Annotated in this window: 18 protein-coding genes; 13 read left to right on the forward strand and 5 right to left on the reverse strand. The window is 43.7% G+C overall.

The window, feature by feature from the left end; all coding sequences use genetic code 11:
• Positions 1-3: 3 nt before the first annotated feature.
• On the forward strand, positions 4-177 hold the full coding sequence (locus L1D21_RS07555) for a hypothetical protein (protein WP_239844628.1): 174 nt from the start codon (positions 4-6) through the stop codon (positions 175-177).
• A 174-nt stretch (positions 178-351) separates the two neighbouring features.
• Here the strand turns inward: L1D21_RS07555 and L1D21_RS07560 are convergent, their stop codons facing one another.
• Complete coding sequence (locus L1D21_RS07560) at positions 352-1,275, reverse strand: pyridoxal-phosphate dependent enzyme (RefSeq protein ID WP_239844629.1); 924 nt, start codon at positions 1,273-1,275, stop codon at positions 352-354.
• 256 nt (positions 1,276-1,531) lie between these two features.
• Here L1D21_RS07560 and L1D21_RS07565 point away from each other — a divergent pair, with 256 nt between their 5' ends.
• Positions 1,532-1,945, forward strand: a complete 414-nt coding sequence (locus L1D21_RS07565) for a YccF domain-containing protein (protein ID WP_239844630.1) — start codon at positions 1,532-1,534, stop codon at positions 1,943-1,945.
• Positions 1,946-2,000: 55 nt separating this feature from the next.
• On the opposite strand, the gene L1D21_RS07570 is transcribed toward L1D21_RS07565, so the two are convergent.
• A complete protein-coding gene (locus L1D21_RS07570; RefSeq protein WP_239844631.1) occupies positions 2,001-2,804 on the reverse strand; it encodes an ABC transporter substrate-binding protein in 804 nt (267 codons plus the stop codon).
• 147 nt (positions 2,805-2,951) lie between these two features.
• On the opposite strand from L1D21_RS07570, the gene L1D21_RS07575 reads away from it, so the two are divergent.
• Positions 2,952-3,176 carry a PGPGW domain-containing protein gene (locus L1D21_RS07575; protein WP_239844632.1) on the forward strand — a complete coding sequence of 75 codons (225 nt, stop codon included), beginning with the start codon at positions 2,952-2,954 and terminating at the stop codon, positions 3,174-3,176.
• A 49-nt stretch (positions 3,177-3,225) separates the two neighbouring features.
• Here the strand turns inward: L1D21_RS07575 and L1D21_RS07580 are convergent, their stop codons facing one another.
• Positions 3,226-4,107, reverse strand: a complete 882-nt coding sequence (locus L1D21_RS07580) for a LysR family transcriptional regulator (protein ID WP_239844633.1) — start codon at positions 4,105-4,107, stop codon at positions 3,226-3,228.
• A gap of 154 nt (positions 4,108-4,261) precedes the next feature.
• On the opposite strand from L1D21_RS07580, the gene L1D21_RS07585 reads away from it, so the two are divergent.
• The 3 genes from L1D21_RS07585 (at position 4,262) to L1D21_RS07595 (ending at position 7,298) form a co-directional block, all read left to right on the forward strand.
• The gene (locus L1D21_RS07585) at positions 4,262-5,422 is read left to right on the forward strand and encodes a homogentisate 1,2-dioxygenase (RefSeq protein WP_239844634.1); all 1,161 of its coding nucleotides are present in this window, start codon (positions 4,262-4,264) and stop codon (positions 5,420-5,422) included.
• Positions 5,423-5,517: 95 nt separating this feature from the next.
• Positions 5,518-6,558, forward strand: coding sequence for a 4-hydroxyphenylpyruvate dioxygenase (hppD, locus tag L1D21_RS07590; RefSeq protein WP_239844635.1), 1,041 nt, complete (start codon positions 5,518-5,520; stop codon positions 6,556-6,558).
• A gap of 122 nt (positions 6,559-6,680) precedes the next feature.
• The gene (locus tag L1D21_RS07595; RefSeq protein ID WP_239844636.1) at positions 6,681-7,298 is read left to right on the forward strand and encodes a LysE family translocator; all 618 of its coding nucleotides are present in this window, start codon (positions 6,681-6,683) and stop codon (positions 7,296-7,298) included.
• Positions 7,299-7,325: 27 nt separating this feature from the next.
• On the opposite strand, the gene L1D21_RS07600 is transcribed toward L1D21_RS07595, so the two are convergent.
• Positions 7,326-8,528: a GNAT family N-acetyltransferase gene (locus L1D21_RS07600; protein ID WP_239844637.1), complete on the reverse strand. Its 1,203-nt coding sequence runs from the start codon at positions 8,526-8,528 to the stop codon at positions 7,326-7,328.
• A gap of 107 nt (positions 8,529-8,635) precedes the next feature.
• On the opposite strand from L1D21_RS07600, the gene ggt reads away from it, so the two are divergent.
• Positions 8,636-10,369 (forward strand): gamma-glutamyltransferase, encoded by a 1,734-nt coding sequence (gene ggt / locus L1D21_RS07605; protein ID WP_239844934.1) that lies wholly within the window; start codon positions 8,636-8,638, stop codon positions 10,367-10,369.
• A gap of 354 nt (positions 10,370-10,723) precedes the next feature.
• Here the strand turns inward: ggt and L1D21_RS07610 are convergent, their stop codons facing one another.
• Positions 10,724-12,268 (reverse strand): dipeptidase, encoded by a 1,545-nt coding sequence (locus L1D21_RS07610; protein ID WP_239844935.1) that lies wholly within the window; start codon positions 12,266-12,268, stop codon positions 10,724-10,726.
• Positions 12,269-12,561: 293 nt separating this feature from the next.
• On the opposite strand from L1D21_RS07610, the gene L1D21_RS07615 reads away from it, so the two are divergent.
• From L1D21_RS07615 to L1D21_RS07640, 6 genes are all read left to right on the forward strand, one after another.
• A complete protein-coding gene (locus L1D21_RS07615) occupies positions 12,562-14,751 on the forward strand; it encodes a M3 family metallopeptidase (RefSeq protein ID WP_239844638.1) in 2,190 nt (729 codons plus the stop codon).
• Positions 14,752-14,962: 211 nt separating this feature from the next.
• Positions 14,963-15,571, forward strand: coding sequence for a DUF938 domain-containing protein (locus L1D21_RS07620; RefSeq protein WP_239844639.1), 609 nt, complete (start codon positions 14,963-14,965; stop codon positions 15,569-15,571).
• 157 nt (positions 15,572-15,728) lie between these two features.
• Complete coding sequence (locus tag L1D21_RS07625) at positions 15,729-16,577, forward strand: D-hexose-6-phosphate mutarotase (RefSeq protein WP_239844640.1); 849 nt, start codon at positions 15,729-15,731, stop codon at positions 16,575-16,577.
• Between the two features lie 157 nt (positions 16,578-16,734).
• A complete protein-coding gene (locus L1D21_RS07630) occupies positions 16,735-20,313 on the forward strand; it encodes a YdbH domain-containing protein (RefSeq protein WP_239844641.1) in 3,579 nt (1,192 codons plus the stop codon).
• A gap of 125 nt (positions 20,314-20,438) precedes the next feature.
• Positions 20,439-20,633, forward strand: a complete 195-nt coding sequence (locus L1D21_RS07635; protein WP_239844936.1) for a YnbE family lipoprotein — start codon at positions 20,439-20,441, stop codon at positions 20,631-20,633.
• Between the two features lie 14 nt (positions 20,634-20,647).
• Entirely contained in the window at positions 20,648-20,968 is a 321-nt protein-coding gene (locus L1D21_RS07640) for a YdbL family protein (protein WP_239844642.1), read from the forward strand.
• The last annotated feature ends 25 nt before the right edge of the window (positions 20,969-20,993 follow it).

Consider the following 20,993-nt stretch of genomic DNA (forward strand, 5'->3'; position numbering starts at 1 on the left):
CCTATGTCGTACAAAATGAATGGTCATGAGATCACAGTTAATTTCCCAGTGGCCTCAATATCAGTAAACAAGTCATCTATCGCATTTACCGATAGTCTTGGTAAAAATAAGCAAACATTTTCAAAGCGTACCGAAGCGTTACAATTCATGAAATGGTTGCTTTCAAGTAACAAATAAACCTCGCTATTCGATACCCTTCCTCTCATTGTATCGAAGGTTGCTCAAGCAACCAGTAGGATTGACACCATTAAGTCAACGACTCAGCACTTCATTTGGCTCAGGTTGTATCACTTTCACAGATACTAACCTAGCCAAATGGCATTAATGCACTAATCAACTAACCATTTTAAATCAATTGCTTACACCATATTTGCGTTGGTATCTTGGTAACATCGACTGATTGCCAAGCAAACCGCCCTGATGCAGGTAAAGGACTTGTTGAGATCCAAACTCCGCTAAATGTTGACTCAGCACCATCCAGCCTAATGGATCATATAGCAGTTCAAACTCAATACCTGTATCTTTTAGCTGCTGCCATATCTGATAAAACTCTGGGTATAATTTGCCAAAATGATAACGCTTATGGGTATCGAGTATTTGTGGATGTAAACTAACATCGGTTTCAAGCTGGGTAAATTGCTGCTTAAGGTAATCTTCACCACCGACTACCGCGCAGCAGCAAACACGAATACTAGCATCTAACTGTTTAAACGATTTACTGAGATACAGCGCCGTCGTCCCCGTTCCAGAGGGTAAAAACACCACCAGTTCTGATAACTCTTGTTGCTGTTTCCAATCTATAATTTCACAGGCTAATTGGCGCACGCCATATTCTGCGTAATGACAGCGCCCTCCTTCAGGCACAAATAGCGCCTTAGGCCCAACAGGCATAACCGATTGCTCAATGTAACTTAGCGTGTCACGCTTGCTCCTATCTGCACGCAGAGACAAATCGATGATATTGGCACCATTAACTAATGCGGCTTGATAATTCCCTAGCGGATTAGCGCGTAAATAGCCTGCGATATGATCCACATAGAAATCGAGCTGCCAGCCCTTTAGCTTGGCCAATGCCGACATAGAATAGAGCGAATTAGCCTGCGGCGAACCATACCCCACCAGCTTAGTGATCCCAGGAAAATCATTAGCAAGAAAATAGGCAAACTTTCTTGCTTTATTACCCGAAAACTCAGGATGAAGCAGATCATCTCGTTTAACAAAAATCTGGTGTTGTTCAAAGCAAATTTTATCAACTGGAGTTTGGGCTAGTTTCATCACAATCCAAGTGGCCACAAGGCTAAAACGCTAGTTTACACTCAGGTTTAAAGCTTGAGCAATGGAGCTAACGCTTTTGACTAACTTTAGGTCTAACTTACTAACAAGTTTGCGCACCACATTATCAAACACAAAGAAAACAGCAACTTATAAACTGGCATAATTCTCGCTTATTACTTGTTAATAAGAATAACATCCGACTTATCGAGTTAACTCAAACGAGATAACGAGATAGTTACATCAGCTGGAGAATTAAATGGCGCTACTTAGATTAATTTTTAACATTGCATGGTTTATTTTGGGCGGCTTCATCATGGGTCTAGCCTGGTGGTTGGCCGGACTGCTCTGCTTTATCAGCATTATCGGTATCCCCTTTGGGCGCGCCTGTTTTGTTATTGGTGAGATGACCTTTTGGCCGTTTGGTCAAGAGAGTCGCAATCGTAAAAACATCACCGGAATCGAAGATTTCGGTACTGGCCCCCTAGGTATGATAGGCAATATCGTTTGGTTTTTACTGTTCGGGATCTGGTTGGCAATTGGTCATATTGGTCATGCTCTCGCTTGCTTTGTCAGTATCATAGGCATTCCCTTTGGGATTCAGCATCTGAAATTAGCCCTATTGAGCTTGACACCAATAGGACAAACCGTGACAGCAAAAACCAGTGGTTAATCGCCATAGATAGATTTTTAACGGTTTAAAATGATTGAGTGACTTAAGATTCATCCTATTCGATAGTAGACAAATATTGCTGCACTATCTTGTCTTTATCGATCATCTTAAGTCCTTTATTTAACGCCTGCCGCCACTCACGTCCTTCGGCGGTATTTTTAAAGGCGATATGTAGAGTACGAGTTTCTAGTAACTGTTTATTGAGCTGGATTTTTTTATGTAACTCGCTGAGGTGTGTCTGCTTAATCAAATAATTAAACACATATTTATCGATCACCGCGCCCTGTATACGACCTGTGGCCACCTTTTGAATGTTATGTTCATCTGAATTAGCCTTTTCAACGGGTTGCATGCCACTGGCAATCATGGCGTCGAGTTCGAGTGTATTTTGATAATCATGAACCACGCCAAGGCGATATTGATTGAGGTCTTTGACGTTTGACCAGCGGATAGGAAACTGTTGTTGCTCTATCAATGCAACAGGACTGACACCGATAGGGTCTGAAAAAACATATTCGTCACTGGGGAAATGATATTCAGGGAAGTAGCCACTATAAATGCTGTGAGCAGGTTTGATGATTCGTATGGTACGACTCCAAGGGTAATAATCTACTTTAAGATCGTGCCCCACCGCCTTTAATGCGGCACGTACGACTTCAACCGAGGCGCCACCAGCCAATATTTGCTCACCCGTATAAGGTGGCCAATTAAGCGATGACAGCGTCAAAGTAGCCGCTTTTATGGGCGATATACTCATCAGGCCAATACACAGCAGCAATAGAGAAACACCAACCTTGAGGCTAAGTTTTGAATTGCTATGAATGTGCCTGTTGTAAACGCCACGAAAAAGGGATGACATAAAAACGATATCCTTACGGCATGAAGAAGCTGAGCGACTATAGAAATAGTCAAGTAAGACTCATTATAGTCGCCGATACCTAAAGTGGATTTGTCCCTTGCGGCATAGATTTAGAGTGACAATGTAATCAAAGAGAGGAATTAACCAATGTTACGTAAAACCACCATTACCTTAGTTGGAGGCATTGTCACTATTCTAGGTTTACTCCTTATCGTGATGCCTGGCCCTGCATGGTTACTGCTTCCTATAGGGTTAGCGATTTTAAGTCTGGAATATCCTTGGGCGAGAAAATGGCTGAAGAAAAGCCAAGCTTATATGAGTCGCTCGGCTCGATTTTTAGATCAGAAGATCAGACAGTTCAAATACCGATAAAATTGTTAAATCGATAATTTATAATGATGACCCATTAACAGAGCTTAAGCTATTGAAACTCTTTTAGAATTAACTCAGTAAACAACTGACCGGCTCGGCCTAGCGGCCTATCTAGCGTAGAAACTAACTGTGGTGTAAAGCTATATCGGCTACCGCCGGCAAAATCTAGCTCAACTAATTCACCACTGGCTAACTCTGATTCAATTAAGAAATCTGGCATCCAGCCAAAACCGAGCCCCATCAGCAGGGCATTTTTCTTCATGATGAAGCCAGATAAGTAAAATACCTTATCGCCACCAAACTGCAATTCATCGCTGTGTTGTTTTCCCGGTGAAGAGTCTTCTATGGTCAACTCAACATGCTGTAACAGCTCATATAATCCCACAGGCTGAATGTTCGCTAATGGATGTTCTCTAGATACCACCAAAATACTATTAATGTTAGGTAATGACTGCGCTCGATAACTCGGTCCACTCTGGTAGTCTTTCACTAGCATTAAGTCAGCACTGTCCCGCTCAAATCTATGTTGAACTCCCCCCAAAAACTCTACATTTAACTGAATCTTAGTGGGAATATTGTGCAGAGACATCTGCTTTAATGCGCGCATAATAGGTTCCATCGGTAACGCTCCGTCGACGACAACCACTAACTTAGGTTCCCAACCCTGACTAAAACGACTCGCCAAATGTTCGATATTACCTAGGTATTGCAGTAACCTGCGACCCTCGGCCAAGATCACTTGTCCTTCTGGCGTTAATTCTGCTCGGTACTGGTCGCGACAAAAAAGCTTTACACTAAGGTGCTGTTCCAGTTTCTTCACTTGGTAGCTCACCGCCGACTGCGCCTTATGTAAACGCTCGGCAGCCTTAGCAAAACTGCCCTCTTCGACCAAGATCTCAAGCACCCGAAAAGCCTCTACATCAATTTTCATCGCAAATCCCAACTGTAAACAAAACAACACCATCAAATTATTTGATAATGATAAGCCATTTATTATTCTTTTTTTTGGTCATTACAGCAACTAGATTGTTAGCTAGATCACAAAATAGATGCCTGTGCTCGCTAACACAGCAAGGATTTTAGCTATGCCATTTTATGTAAAACAAGGGCAAATCCCCCATAAACGTCACATCACTTTTAAAAAGGAAAGTGGTGAGCTTTATCGTGAGGAATTATTTTCAACCCACGGCTTTTCCAACATCTATTCGAATAAGTATCACCACAACATGCCAACGAAGGCGTTAAAGGTTGAAGCTTATCCTTTAAGCCATGGTAAACAGTGGCAAGACAGCCTTATTCAAAACTATAAGCTTGATGCCAAACAGCTCGATTGCGCCGGTAACTTTTTTAGCGCTCGTAACAAGATCTTCTTTAATAACGATGTGGCCATGTACAGCGCCAAGGTGACTCAAGACACTAACGAGTTTTACCGTAACGCCTATGCCGATGAAGTGGTGTTTGTCCATGAGGGCCAAGGTACACTTTATAGTGAATATGGCGCATTAGAGGTGAAAAAATGGGACTACTTAGTCATTCCTAGAGGCACCACTTATCAGCTTAAATTCGATGATTTAACCAACGTGCGTTTATTTATTATCGAAGCCTTCTCTATGGTGGAAGTTCCTAAACATTTCCGCAATGAATATGGCCAGCTCACCGAGTCTGCACCCTACTGTGAACGCGATATTCGAGTGCCTAGCTTACAAGAGGCTATCGTCGAACAAGGACAGTTTCCTTTGGTGTCGAAATTTGGTGATAAATATCAATTAACCGAATTGCAATGGCATCCATTTGATTTAGTTGGTTGGGATGGTTGCGTCTATCCATGGGCGTTTAATATCCAAGACTACGCACCTAAAGTGGGTAAAATCCATCTTCCCCCATCAGATCATATTGTCTTTACAGCACACAACTTCGTGATCTGTAACTTTGTTCCTAGACCTTATGACTTCCATCCACAGTCAATTCCTGCGCCTTATTACCACAATAATATCGACAGTGACGAGGTACTTTACTACGTCGATGGCGACTTTATGAGCCGTACAGGAATTGAAGCAGGCTACATGACGCTGCATCAGAAAGGGGTACCACACGGGCCACAACCGGGACGAACAGAAGCCTCTATCGGCAAAACAGAAACCTATGAATACGCAGTGATGGTCGACACATTCGCCCCACTGAACTTAACCGAGCATGTGCAGAGTTGCATGAGCCAGGAATATAACCGCTCTTGGATAGAAGAATAACCTTAACTCAGCAAGTTAATACTGAGCCAAGACGCGAATAATACACAGCTACAGCAAGCTAACTGCAGCGCAATAAATGAAGTGAGGAAATACACATGGCAAGCGAACAAAATCCACTCGGATTACTAGGCATTGAATTTACCGAGTTTTGTACTCCAGACAGTGATTTTATGCACCAAGTGTTTATTGATTTCGGTTTTTCAATGCTGAAAAAGCACAAGCAAAAAGAGATCATTTACTACAAGCAAAATGATATTAACTTCTTACTCAATAACGAGAAGCAAGGTTTCTCTGCGGAGTTTGCTAAGTCACACGGCCCAGCTATCAGCTCTATGGGTTGGCGCGTTGAAGATGCTAACTTTGCATTCGAAGGCGCCGTTGCTCGTGGTGCTAAAGCGGCAAGTGATGAAGATAAAGATCTGCCCTATCCAGCTATTTATGGCATCGGTGACAGCTTAATCTATTTCATCGATACCTTTGGTGACGACAACAATATCTACAACAATGATTTTGAAGATCTAAGCGCGCCAGTGATCACACAAGAGAAAGGCTTTATCGAAGTCGACCACCTCACCAATAATGTCTACAAAGGCACTATGGAGCATTGGTCAAACTTCTATAAAGATATCTTTGGTTTCACCGAGGTTCGCTACTTCGACATCAAAGGTTCGCAAACTGCATTGATCTCTTATGCACTTCGTTCACCGGATGGCAGTTTCTGCATCCCGATTAACGAAGGTAAAGGCAATGACAAAAACCAAATCGATGAATATCTACAAGAATACAATGGCCCTGGAGTACAGCATCTAGCATTCCGTAGCCGAGATATTGTTGGTTCATTAGACGCGATGGAAGGTAGTTCAATTCAGACCTTAGATATTATTCCTGAATACTACGACACCATTTTCGAAAAGCTACCTCAAGTAACTGAAGACAGAGAGCGTATCAAGCATCACCAAATCCTAGTCGATGGCGATGAAGACGGTTACCTGTTGCAGATCTTCACTAAAAACCTATTTGGTCCGATCTTTATTGAGATCATCCAACGTAAAAACAACTTAGGTTTCGGTGAAGGTAACTTTAAAGCACTGTTTGAATCTATCGAGCGCGATCAAGTTCGCCGTGGTGTGCTTTAAACAACAACCTAAAGCTGTAATGGCGATAAAAAAACCAGCTTTCAAGCTGGTTTTTTGTTGCAGCAACGCCATAAATCTCTACACTAGCAAGCTGTTTTATTACCCTGTGTCCGATGGCGGTTATGTCAGATCATATTCTTATTGCGGTATTTTTACCCACCTTCTTTTTTGTCTCAATTACGCCGGGAATGTGCATGACCTTAGCCATGACATTAGGCATGAGCATAGGTGTTAGACGCACCCTGTGGATGATGATAGGTGAACTGGTTGGTGTCGCACTGGTCGCTATCGCAGCAGTAATGGGGGTAGCCAGTATGATGCTTAACTATCCGCAAATTTTTGAAATCTTAAAGTGGTTGGGCGGGCTTTATCTGGCTTATATCGGCATACAGATGTGGCGAGCGAAAGGCAAAATGGCCAAGCTAGATAACACAGAGAGCACCATAAGTAATCGCGCCTTAATCACCCAAGGTTTTGTCACGGCGATTGCGAATCCTAAAGGCTGGGCATTTATGATCTCCCTACTGCCGCCGTTTATCAATGTTGAAAATGCTATCGCACCACAACTTTTGATGTTGTTATCGGTGATCATGCTGACCGAATTTACCAGCATGCTAGCCTACGCCAGCGGTGGTAAGTCTCTCAGATTATTTTTAAGCCAAGGTGACAACATCAAGTGGATGAATCGAATCGCCGGCAGTTTAATGCTTGGTGTAGGGTTCTGGTTAGCTCTTGGTTAACCCTAGCTAAGACAAGCAATTTATTCCTTAATTATCATTAGCAAGCTTTTTATAAGGCAAAATCTGCTTGAGCTGTGCCATATAGCTATGGATCTGCACATTCTCTTGTTCCGTAAACGCCGCTATCGCCTCGCGAAATCCCTGATGTAACACTTCATGGGCTGAATAGGTTTCAATTGGCTCAAAACCTCGCAGTACCTTGTGCTCCCCCTGAGCGCCTGCATCAAACTTTTTAAGCCCTTGAGCAATGGCATACTCGATACCTTGGTAATAACAAGTTTCAAAATGCAGTCCTTCTATCTCCATTAAACATCCCCAATAGCGGCCATACAGGGTTTGCTGAGTCACAAAATAGAGTGCTGCCGCAATCGGCAACGCCCCCTCTTCGCTGATTTGATCGACGATAAGCAGCCTGACACTGCTGGCCATGGTTTCAATCAGCTCACGAAAGAACGCAATATTAAGATAACCACCATGACCGGAGCGTTTAAGGTAAGTGGTTTGATAGCAGCGATAGAAATGTTGTAAATCAAACTCACTGATATCCGAGCCTTCAATAAAGCGAAAATTAAGATTTTTCTCCTGTAGCTGACGCCGCTCCTTAGCAATATTCTTACGTTTACGACTGCTCATGCTAGCCAAGAAATCATCGAAATGCTGATAATCACGATTAAACCAATGAAACTGAGTTCCTAGCCTTGTGAGATGACCCACTTGTTGGAACAATTGCTGTTCCTGTTTGTGATGAAACAAGATATGCCAACTAGAGCCCGCTAATGCTTGTAGCGTTTGTGCTAAAAAGTCGGTTAACTGCCGAACCAGTTGCAGTTTATCTTCAGCCGTCAATGTTTCGCTTAGCCCAAGCCGAGTTCCAGAAATCGGGGTAAATGGAACAGCGCTAACCAGCTTGGGATAATAATCCAGTTGATGTCTTTCATAGGCTTCAGCCCAAGCCCAATCAAATACATATTCGCCATAAGAATGAGTTTTTAAATAAAGCGGCATCATAGCAACGAGCTCTGAGTCTGAGTCGTCAACCTGAGTCTGCCTATGCATGGTTAAGTGCATAGCTTGCCAGCCCGTTTCAGCACAAACCGAGCCACTGGATTCTAAGGCATGCAAGAAATCATATGCTGTAAATGGATTATCTTCAGCCATTAAGCGATCCCAATCAGACTTAGCCAACTGACCTATCTCGCTGACATAACTGAATTTAAATAACGCAGCCACTGCAGCTCCTGTAATAACGGGTTGATTTTACATTTAATAATCGGCACATTGAGATCAAACCTATTCTCAGAATCAGTCACCAAGGAATTGATGTGCATCCTACAAAAATGCTACTGAGCGCACTGACACTGTCGTTAACTCTCGTTAGCGGTCAATTTGCTCATGGAGCAGCGCCAGCTCATAAAGCCGAATCTTCAATATACAGCAATAGCGCCACCGTCCAACCCATCTGGGCAAAACATGGCATGGTTTCCAGTCAGGAGTCGGTAGCGACACGAGTGGGTGTCGAGATCCTTAAACAAGGCGGCAATGCCGTCGATGCAGCTGTGGGTGTAGGTTTTGCTCTGGCTGTGACCTTACCTCGCGCTGGAAATATTGGTGGCGGTGGATTTATGTTAGTCCACCTTGCAAAGGAAAATAAAACCTTAGCTATCGATTACCGCGAAGTCGCGCCAGCAAGTGCCGATAAAGATATCTTCCTCGATGAACAAGGGAATGCCGTATCAAAACTGAGTCGTGAACATGGTTTAGCCGTGGGGGTGCCCGGCACTGTCATGGGCATGGAATACGCGTTGAAACATTATGGCACCATGACCTTGGAACAAGTTCTGGCGCCCGCAATAGCACTCGCCACACAAGGATTTAGTGTCACTGCTGATCTGGCTAACTCACTCACAGGCGTTAAGCGCCGAATTAGCCAATGGCCCAGTTCAAAAGCAATTTTTTACAAACCTGATGGCAGCGACTATCAAATTGGAGAAGTGTTAAAGCAGCCCGAATTAGCCCATTCGCTGTCATTAATCAGTCAGCATGGCAGCAAAGGCTTTTATCAAGGTGAAACCGCCAACAAAATTGTTGCCGCTGTGAATCAGGCTGGTGGGATCATGACATTAAATGATCTCAAACAATACCAGGTGGTTGAGCGTCAACCGGTTGAAGGTGAATATCGAGGCTACCAAGTTGTATCTATGCCGCCGCCCTCTTCTGGTGGCATTCATATTATTGAGATCCTCAATATGCTTGAGCCATATCCTATTGGATCAATGGGTCATAACAGCGCAGATACTATTCACCTCATGAGTGAGGCGATGAAACGAGCCTATAGCGATCGCAGTCAATACTTAGGCGATCCTGACTTCATCGACGTCCCTGTAAAGCAGCTTATCAGTAAATCTTATGCCAAAACCCGTGCTAAAGCGATTAGCCTCGATCGCGCTATGCCTAGCAGTGAGATAGCACCGGGTCAGATTGCCGGTTATGAGAGTCCGCAAACGACTCACTACTCTGTCGTGGACAAATGGGGCAATGCCGTTGCCAACACCTACACACTGAATTTCAGTTATGGTTCGGGCTTAGTGGCTAATGGCACCGGTATTTTGCTTAATAACGAGATGGATGACTTTTCAGCCAAACCTGGTGTGCCTAATGGCTACGGTTTAATTGGCGGTACTGCCAACGCGGTTGAAGGCAGGAAACGCCCATTAAGTTCGATGAGCCCTACTATCGTGATGAAAGAGGGTAAACCTTTTATCGTCACGGGTAGTCCAGGTGGTTCGCGGATCATCACCACCACACTGCAAATCATCATGAATGTAATTGACCATCACATGAATATAGCCGAAGCCACTTATGCCTCACGCATTCATCATCAATGGTTACCCGATGAGATCCGTGCAGAGAAGAGCCTGAATATCGACACAATTAGATTGCTCGAAGCTAAAGGCCAGAAAGTGAAAGTCGGCAGCGCTATGGGCTCGACACAATCCATTATGATCACCGACGAAGGTCTTTATGGTGCTTCAGATCCTAGGCGCGCAGGCAGTGAAGCGTTAGGCTATTAGGTTCACTATTTAACCTGAACTCGGGATAACGAGTGTCGGAAAATCTAAATTTAACAAGCTAATTCAATGCTATAAAGGATTAGTTCTAAAAGGAAAGTCTCTTTCCTGACTGAATGCGCAGATTTTTGGGCATATCAAGGCACTCTGTCGTACACCATAGCGAGCTATGGTTAGGCAGAGCAACGCAGAGAGGCACGCAAAGATGCCTATTCAGCGGCTCTGCTTATCCAGAGCTCAGGTTATTTAGACCTGAAAATAGGAATTAAAAAAGGGAAGCGTTAGCTTCCCTTTGGATTATTTGAACCAATACCCTGTTTACTGCAATGCTTTACTCCAAAGCGTTAGTAAAGAGATTTAGTTAAGTAATTTTGGCTCAACTGCCAACTCGATAAATGCAGCGGTATACATTTTAAGGTTCAGCATAAATTGCTTGTGGCTAATAAACTCATGTTCGCTGTGGCCTGTGTATTCCACACCAGGCATGGCTGGGCCGAAACTCAAAGCATTAGGGAACAGTTTACTATTAGTGGAACCGCCAATTGCCACGGGCTGAGGATTTTTCTCGCCAGTGAAATGGCCAAAGACAGACAATAAGGTATTTAAATGCGGTGCCTTATCCATCACCTTAGGTTCACCCCAATAGGTTTTGACATCGGCCAGAGTGACATGATGTTTAGCCTGCCACTGTTTGATTGCCGCATGAGCCTGCTTATCCAAAGTTTCAGGGGTTTTACCTATGGGACGTCTTAGGTTGATGATCACTTGAGTACCGTTATCGTCTTGTTTGATCACAGTCGGTGCAAGCGTCATCGGCCCCATAAAGTCATCGCTATAGCCAATATCACCAAACTGCTCAGCATTTAAGCCAAGGCCAATCATTTCGGCGATAAAGTTCTGCGTCAAGGCTGCCTGAGTCTGTGGCCAATCGAAGCCAGAGAGCAGTTCTGCTAGATGGGTTACCGCATTAATGCCATCTTCAGGGGTGGAAGAATGTGCCGATTTACCGTCGGCTAAAATCGTCAGTGAACCATTATCACTGATAAACTGGTAGCGCATCCCTTGTTGTAACGCGCCGCGCTGTTTTAATAGTTGTAACAACTTGGCATCTACATGCTGTAACGTCGCTCGGGCTTGCTGAGGAATTTGGCTGGCAAACGATCCGCCACTAAAAGCGCTTATACTTGGTTTCGTTTCTGTTTCAGCTGCATCTTTAACCTTTGGCACGGTAAAACTTATCATGCTCCAGCCCTTTTCCGCAGTCACAACTGGATATTCGGCATCGATAGTGATGTTGATATCGGCAGGCGTGAATCCTGTCAGAAACTGTTTCAATGGCTCCCAATTAGATTCTTCAGCCATATACACCATCAATTCGATACGTCTGTCTAAAGTTAAACCTTTATCTTTTATCGCCTTCATGGCGTACATAGCGGTGACAATAGGGCCTTTATCATCTTCAGTACCACGACCAATAAGCAGTCCCGGTGTCGTGGTGGTATCGAGTTCATAGGGACTCTTTTGCCACAGTTTAGGATCGGCAGGTTGAACATCTCCATGGGTGATCACCCCCAGTTTACTTTCTTTGTCTCCCAGACCAATCAAAACGACATAACCATGATCGGCATAATCGAGCCCTAATGTTTGACTCAGCTGTTTAAGAGACAATTTAAAATTGATGAACTCAGGGTTGGTATCTGGTGTTAAGCCGTCAACGGCCTCAGTATTGAAACTGACTAACTTAGCCAGACTGTCTACGGTTTGAGGACCATATTGCTGCACCGCATATTCTGCGACGCTATCTGTGATGGCCGAGATCGGCTGCAATTGAACCGTATTGGCATGAGCGTTATGTAAAGGAGTAAAAATGGCTGCACAAGAAATCGCCAGTAAACTGGACATAAACAAAGAAGGTAAACGAATCATATTGTTGAATATTATTATTAACGACAGGGAAAGCTCATTCTGCCACAGATTTTAAGTTTGAAAACATAACATCGCTACCTTCACAACATTTGTTACAAACTAAACACAAATTTGATAGATTTCACCGCTAAAACCGCGATAATTATGCATTCATTTCGTCAAAAGATTCTTTTGTCGTGACCGCTTTTTTGGCAAGCTAGCCTCTTAGCCTAACTCAAATAAAACAAGCAAAAACATCAACAATGGTTAACCATTCTGGGAGTTTTAATATGAAGGGATACACCCTCAAACCTTTAGTATCGGCAATGGCACTGACATTTGCCCTAAGCGCTTGTAGTAGCTCATCAGACGATTCAGCAAATCAAAGCCAAAGCGTCAGTGAGCAACAGTTAGTGGCACAAACTATTATTAAAAATAACGCCACCAATCCTTTCTTTAAGCCATACAACACCTTTATGGAAATGCCAGATTTTGCTCATATCAAGCCAGAGCATTATCTTCCAGCATTTAAAGCGGGTATCGCAGAGCATAAAGCCGAAATCCAAGCGATTATCGATAATCCTCAGCCAGCCACTTTTACCAATACCATTGAAGCCATGGAGCATTCTGGTGAGCTGACGACTAAAGTAGCAAGAGTGTTTTATAACCTAACCAGTGCCGATACCAGTGATGAATTAAGAGCCATCTCGAAAGAGGTTTCCCCGCTGTTATCTGCTGCGCGTGACGATATCCGCCTTAACGACAAACTGTTCCAAAGAGTAAAAAGCGTATACCAACAAAAAGACCAATTAGGCTTGACGGTCGCCCAGCAAAAACTGCTTGAAGATACCTACAAATCATTTACCCGCGGCGGAGCTAATCTTAATCCAGCTGATAAAATCAAACTGCGTGCACTCAATGAAGAACTTGGCAAACTGAGCTTGGCTTTTGGTGATAACTTGTTAGCCGAAACCAACAGTTTCGAACTGGTGATCGATAACCAAGCCGATTTGGCTGGCCTACCACAAGATGTGATTGACGCTGCGGCGCAAACCGCGGTTAAACGTGGCCACGCTGGCAAATGGGTATTTACCACTCACCGCCCTTCTATCACGCCATTCTTAACTTATGCAAACAATCGCGAGCTTCGTGAAAAGATCTACAAGGGTTATATCGAGCGAGGCAATAACAATAATGCCAACGACAACAAACAGATCCTAGCCAAAGAAGCCGCTCTGCGCGCCGAACGTGCTCAGCTACTGGGTTACAAATCTCATGCCCATTATGTACTTGAAGAGCGTACCGCTAAGACGCCTGAGAATGTTTACAAGTTATTAGATCGCGTCTGGCCAGCAGCCTTAAACCAAGCTAAGGCAGAAGTCGCCGATATGCAGAAGCTAATTGATGCCGAAGGCGGTGACTTTAAACTTGCAGCATGGGATTGGTGGTATTATTCAGATAAGATCCGTGTCGCTAAATACAGCTTTAATGAGCAGCAAACTCGACCTTATTTCTCTTTAGAAAATACCCTAAAAGGCGTGTTTTATACCGCAAACCGTTTATACGGGATAACGGTAAAAGAACGCGACGATCTACCTAAATACAACCAAGATGTACGCACTTGGGAAGTGTATGACAAGGACGGCAAGTTAATGGCCATCTTTATGGGTGACTATTACGTGCGAGATAGCAAGCGTGGTGGCGCATGGAACAACTCTTACCGTCCACAATCACGTGTCAACGGCGCAAATACCATTCCTATCGTCGTCAACGTATTAAACTATCCTCGCCCAATCGGCGATGAGCCTGCGCTACTGACCTTCGATGAAGCAAGCACCCTGTTCCATGAGTTTGGTCACGCGTTGCATACCATGTTGTCAGATGTGGAATATGCTTCACAAGCAGGTACCTCGGTTCCTCGAGATTATGTTGAGTTTCCTTCTCAGGTGATGGAAAACTGGATGACGCAACCTGAAGTGCTTAACCATTTCGCTAAGCATTACAAAACAGGTGAAGTGATCCCACAATCACTCGTTGAGAAAATCCGCGCTGCCAGCCAATTCAACCAAGGCTTTGCTACCGTTGAATATATGGCCGCGACTAAACTTGACTTAGATTGGCATTCACTTAGCGATACCACACCTAAAGATGCCGCTATGTTTGAAGCTGAATCTTTGAGTAACATGGGGCTGATTAACGAAATCGCGCCGCGTTATCGCAGCACTTATTTCTCACACATCTTCTCGGGTGGATATTCAGCAGGTTATTACAGCTATTTATGGTCCGATATCTTAGGCGCGGATGCCTTCGAAGCCTTTAAAGAGAATGGGATCTTCGATAAAGCCACAGCCGATGCATTTAAAAACAATGTATTGTCTCAAGGCGGTAGCGACGATCCTATGCTGTTGTACAAGCGTTTCCGTGGTAAAGAAGCCGGAATCGAGCCACTACTACGCAGCCGAGGTTTATTAGCCAAATAACGGGCTGATAAAATATCTGAATAAAGCACGCACTAGCGTGCTTTATTTTTGCTGCAGTGTTCCAATAAACTCATGTTGAATAATGGGCTTAACTCCCAGCATTGTAATGACTTTTCATCTATTCATCATTGTCATACTCTAATAGCACTCAAGCATCTAAAACTGATTGCCCTTAAACAAATAACCCTTAACCAGATAACAGGCAAAATTAATGAGCGAACTCAATCAACTTCCCTTCTCTCAAGCAAGTGAAAATAACAAGCACGCGATTCTGGAAGTCTTACAAGCCAGTTTTGCCAATAAAAATCACATCCTTGAAATAGGAAGCGGTACCGGACAACATGCGGTTCACTTTGCCAAACATTTGTCCCATCTACAGTGGCAGCCCAGTGATCAGCAAGAGTATATTGAGTCCCTTGCTATACGAATAGCCCTTGAAGGCAGCAAGAATATTGCCACGCCCATTTCACTGGATGTCACCCAGCCTTGGCAATGCCAGTCAGATGCCATTGACGGAATTTTCAGTGCTAATACGCTACATATCATGAGCATGGAGATGGTCGAGGCTTGCTTTGACGGTATTGCAACACATTTGGTTGCCGGTGGAAGCTGTTGTATCTATGGGCCATTTAACTACAACAATCACTATACCAGCGAGAGTAACCGTCAGTTTGATATCTGGCTAAAAGAGCGAAATGTCCACAGTGGCATTCGCGATATCGAATGGATCATTGAGCTTGCAAACAAAACGGGGTTAAGCTTAACAGCCGACCATACTATGCCAGCCAACAACCGTTTATTGCAGTTTGATAAGTGTTAACCCTTGCATTGTCACTAGGATTTATCCCTTGTTTGCGAAAACGAACAGCAAAATCGCAATATCAATCAACACAGTGCTTATTCTTTTTGTTAAAACTCTGTAAGCTAATATCTTCATTCCGGCCAATGGCCAGCATCAAGGAATAAGGTTACAGCGAATGGCTTCAGTTACCACCAAGAAACACCCGAATGGCTTAGAGTATGTCGATGTCGATACAGACCTTTGTCAGGCTAGGATTTTTTTGCAAGGCGCTCAAATAGACACCTTCATACCTAAAGGGAAAGCGCCTTTATTATGGGTGTCTAGCGCCGATGATTACCAGCCTGGTAACGGAATTCGTGGTGGTATCCCCATCTGCTGGCCTTGGTTTGGCATGCACACAAACTCTGATTGGCCGCAACATGGCTTTGCTCGTACTCGTATTTGGTCATTAGATTCGGTACAGATGAAAGATCAAGCGGTTGAATTAGTCTTTAGCTTGCCCCTTAGCGAAGCTGACAAACAATACTGGCCCTATAACACTAAAGTTGAAATGGTTTTCACTCTAACCGATACCCTCAGAGCCACTTTAATCAACACCAACCTCAGTGAAGAAACCCTTAGTCTAACTCAAGCCCTACACACCTATTTCCCTATCGGTGATATTCATCAACTGCAAGCCAGTGGATTTGAAGGGGCAAAATACATTGAGTTTGGTGAAGGTCCTTACCCACAACAAGGTGACAAGGTTAAATTCGATAAAGAAACTGACCGAGTCTATACCCAGCTAGAACCCCAACAACAACTGCATACGCCTCAGGGGACTATTAATGTTGCACGCGAGAACAGTCATTCGGCTGTGCTGTGGAACCCTTGGATAGATAAATCTAAATGGCTGTCACGCTTTAATGACGACGATTATCTGACTATGGTGTGCTTGGAAGCGGCGAATGTATTAGAAGATCAAGTGATCCTCGAGCCTAATGGCCAGCACAGACTCACTACCATTATCGGCTGGGCTGAGTAGCTATCAATCTCAAGGTCGCAACAGCGACCTTTTTTGCTACTCAATAATTAGCTTACAGCAGACTAAATGTCGTGAAACTCATAGTAAATTATCCTTTCAGTCATTAGCGATGATAGACTCAAGTAAATCCAACGGACAGGTCAAGAGATAGGGATAGATGTGGCAACGCCTTTCTAAAACGAGTCGGCTGATCATTATGGTAAGCTTGCTGCTGATCGCGGCAGTCTCGATAACGCTTTCAGTAACTTACACTCATTTTGCAGGAATCACCACAGCGAGTGTTAATCAGCTTCTTGCGCCTTACAATAGTCAAATCATCTCACTGTCCATCACTCCCGATGCCTTACTGCGCGGTAAAGTCGGTGCCATTACCCTTAATATTAATGGCAACATAATTCATATTGAAAAACTTCAAATAAGTCTGCGTGATAAGGTTTCTTGGCACGCCTTGTCTCTTGCCGATATCAAATCGGTAGCCGTGGATAATATTGAAGTTTCGCTATCACCGACAATATTTGATTCGCCATCGACATCAAGCCAATCCGCTGCCAGCGATTTTGCCGCGCAATTAAAAACCTTGCCGTTAATCGCCGTCGGTAAGGCGCAGCTAAATCTGGCTGCGATAGAAAACAATCAACTTAGCCTAGATCTTAATTATCTGAGCTTGGATAGCCAAGGTCACTTACTCAGTGCCATCAGTCACCAAGATAAGCGCTTAATCGATATTAATGCCCAACTGGGCGAGCAAGATTGGCATGCACAAACTCAATTATCTCTAGATACCTTTAAAGACTTGCTGTTTTCGGCGTTAACACTTAAGGAACTCGGTAACTCATCACAACATCCGCAGCAACCAAAGCCATCACAGCTACAAGCACTCGCAAGCCTACAAGAGTTAGTCGAAGCCTTTCAGCTCAGCTTTGGTGGAACACTTCACTCCACAATCAATCTGAACCTCGATACTTTTGTGCTTGATTCACAACATCAACTGCAACAGAGCTATATTTCGGCAGCAAAGATTAATCAAACACAGCTTGAGCAAGCCATAGTGTTAAAGCCACAATCTTTCGAATCAGATATAAACTCAGCCACTGAACATAAGGTTGATTTTTCTCTTGCAGGTCCCTTGAGTGATTTGATCTTCAGCCTAAAACCTATGGCGATTTCTTTAGGGTTAACACCTAAACAACTACAGGCTTTAACTACACATATTAATGAGCCATTAGCCGAGAACATAGTCGAAATCATTAATCAGCTATCAAAAAAGTCGAACCAAAATGCATCACCCTCAAAGCAGGTAAAATCAAGATTTCCTGCAGAAAATCCAACAATGCTGATCGATTTGTCATTGTTAAAACCTTTAAACTATCAATTAACCTCACAGCAATTAACGGTGCCAGAATTACAACTTATCGTCTCATTAGATGAAAACTCTGACGCTAAAAACGCAGTCAATCAATTGAGTAGCCAAATCAACGAGCTGGCAGTTCATCATCTCGATTCTGGTTATCAAGTTACAGCTCTATGGCAGCTTAATTTTAATCGCCGCAATCCTCTGTGTATCGAGCTAGATCAACTGGCCACTGAATCACTATCACTGTCTTCAAACTGCGCTAAAGCAACTAAGATACAAGCCACAGCACAAGCCATCAGTGTTAAAACATTCACTGTTAATGCCACAGGACATCTCAGCTTGATGCATCAAAATAATGCCACTCAACCTGACAGCAATTCATTATCATCGACTGTCAGTATTGCTGATGGCAGCGAGTTACGTCTCATATCACCAAAGTTCAACAAGCCCAAGTTGCATCTTGAGGCCCAACAAATAGCGCTACAGTTACAACAAAACGCGACCATCACAGATTTAACCCAGTTTGATTGGGGTAAGACTCAGCTGACGATAGCTGGAAACAAACTTAATCTCAGTGATTTAGAATCAGCAGAACAAACACAGATCGCTATTTCCAGTGATCAAACACGGCTACAGCTAGACGGCGGTCAACTCCAGTTAGGCCAAGGTCAACTTGCGCGCTTAATGCTAGAGCCTGTGATTGTGACCACCACAGCTCCAAACATAAAGCTGTACAACAAGAAACCATATCAATCTGTGCAGGGCTTCTCCCCTGTTGCCGAAATGAACAGCACACAATTTACACTTAGCAGCCAAGACAAACTGAGTATTGCTTCAAAGCGAGATGAGTACAGCAATCAATCAAGCTGGTTTAAACTTCAAGCACAAATCCCTGCTATCGCTATAAAATTAACGGCTAGCGAACTCACTCAGCACTTAGGTACGGCAGAACAAACCTTAACACGCCAGACTCATATAAATGCCATTTCGTTAAATACAACGCCGTTCACCCTGATTAAAACGCCACAACAGCCAGCAACAACAGAAAAAGGCAAGCCACAAACCATCGGCTTGCTCAATCAAGCTTGGCAAAGCCAGTTTCAATATGATGTTGAAGGACTCATAACTACAGATCATTTTTATTTATTGGGCAAACAGCGGATACGCACCCGTGCTCAATTTGAAACCTTCAATCTTGAACAGCAACTCAATTGGAAGCCAGGTTTGAATGCCTCGCAATTACAGACTCGGGAAGATTGGAAGTTGGATAAGCTAAACCTACAAAGCCAACATCAGTTAACGTTATCAAATAAACTGTTAAAGACGATTGAATCCGACCAATACAGCGATAAAGGACAATCCCTAGCGAGTTTAAAAGGTGAGTTTCAGTTCAACAGTGACTTAGGTGATTTAACCAAACAGCTGCAGCAGTGGTTCAAACTCTCACTACCATTAACGGCGATCGGCGATCTCTCCCTTGCCGCTCAGCATCAACAAGTGTGGCACCAGGGTGGCAGTGAAATACATGCGAGCTTTACCCCCAGTATCAGTATCAGTGAAGGCAGTTTCAACCAGTTTCCCTTCGAACAAGCAAACCTGAAAGGTCAATGTCTATTTGACGCATCTGAGTTAACACCTTCCCCCTTACGACACTTTTATTGCGATAGCTTAGCCTTATCTATTCAAGCCTTTAATCCTGGTGTGTTACTAACAAATGTCAGCGGTCAAGCTAAAATCAACATAGATAACCGAACTATCGATGGGCTATTAACTGATACCTCATTAAACTCTGACAAATTGGTCGCTGCCAATTCAATCAACACAAAACAAACCGCCGATATCGATTTTACCGCCACCGCGGAGACCCTAGGCGGCAAACTGTTGTTGCCACTATTCGATTTAAACCTAAATTCTCCCTCTGATGCGTACTTGGTTCTTCAAGGCCTCGAATTACAGCAGCTCATGCAAGTGCAGCCTCAAGTGGGGATCTATGCCGATGGGATTTTCGATGGTGTATTACCTGTTTCACTGGCAGACAATAAAGTCTCTGTCAGTGGTGGCCGATTGGCTGCCCGCCCTCCCGGCGGCTTAATCAAAGTCGATGATAATCCCGCGGTGATGCAAATGCGTTTATCACAGCCCTATTTAGACTTTGCCTTTTCGGCATTAGAAGAGCTGCACTACAGCGAGCTATCCAGCAGTTTCGATATGGATAAAAATGGCGATGCTTTGCTTAAGGTCAACGTCAAAGGTCGCGCCAAAGATATAGAACGACCTATCCACTTGAACTACACTCAGGAAGAAAATATGTTACAACTACTCAAGAGCTTACAGATTGGCGACACGTTACAAAATCAAATAGAAAATGCCATGGGCCAATAGTTTTGATTTAACAAAGCCAATATTTTTAACGTTCAGCTTATCGTCATCTTAGCAAGAGTAAGCTAGTGTTATTCATAGGCCAACAGGCTCGAGATATAGCTATTTAAAAGGAATCATTCGTGAAGATATTGCCAAACTTAGCTACTGCCATATTGGGCGCTACGATACTGTTCAGCGTAACAGGCTGCACACCAACAGTAAAAATTGAGCCGCCCGACAAACCCATTGTCATTAATCTCAACGTTAAAATTGAGCATGAGATTAAGATTAAAGTGGATAAAGAACTCGATGAGTTAATCAGCAACGACGAGCTGTTTTAAGCAAAGGAGGAAAAATGAAACATAAATTATTATTGCTAGTCACCGCTCTTGTGTTCAGCTTCAACGCCTTTGCTATTTCCCTACATGATGCGAAAAGCCAAGGCTTAGTGGGTGAGCAAACCGATGGCTACTTGGGTGTTGTGGTCAATAGCAGTGAAGCGCAAGCGCTGGCTAAATCGGTGAACAGTAAACGCCGTGCACACTATGAAAAGATTGCCAAAAAAAATGGTATTAGTGTCGATGATGTTGCCAAACTTGCCGCTCAAAAGGCAATAGAGGCAACGGCACAAGGCGAGTATATTCAAACGCCACAAGGAAAATGGATTAAGAAATAATCTAACGATTATCATCCATGTACAA

The organism is Shewanella sp. Isolate11, from assembly GCF_022398315.1.
In the GTDB taxonomy this organism is placed as follows: Bacteria; Pseudomonadota; Gammaproteobacteria; order Enterobacterales; family Shewanellaceae; genus Shewanella.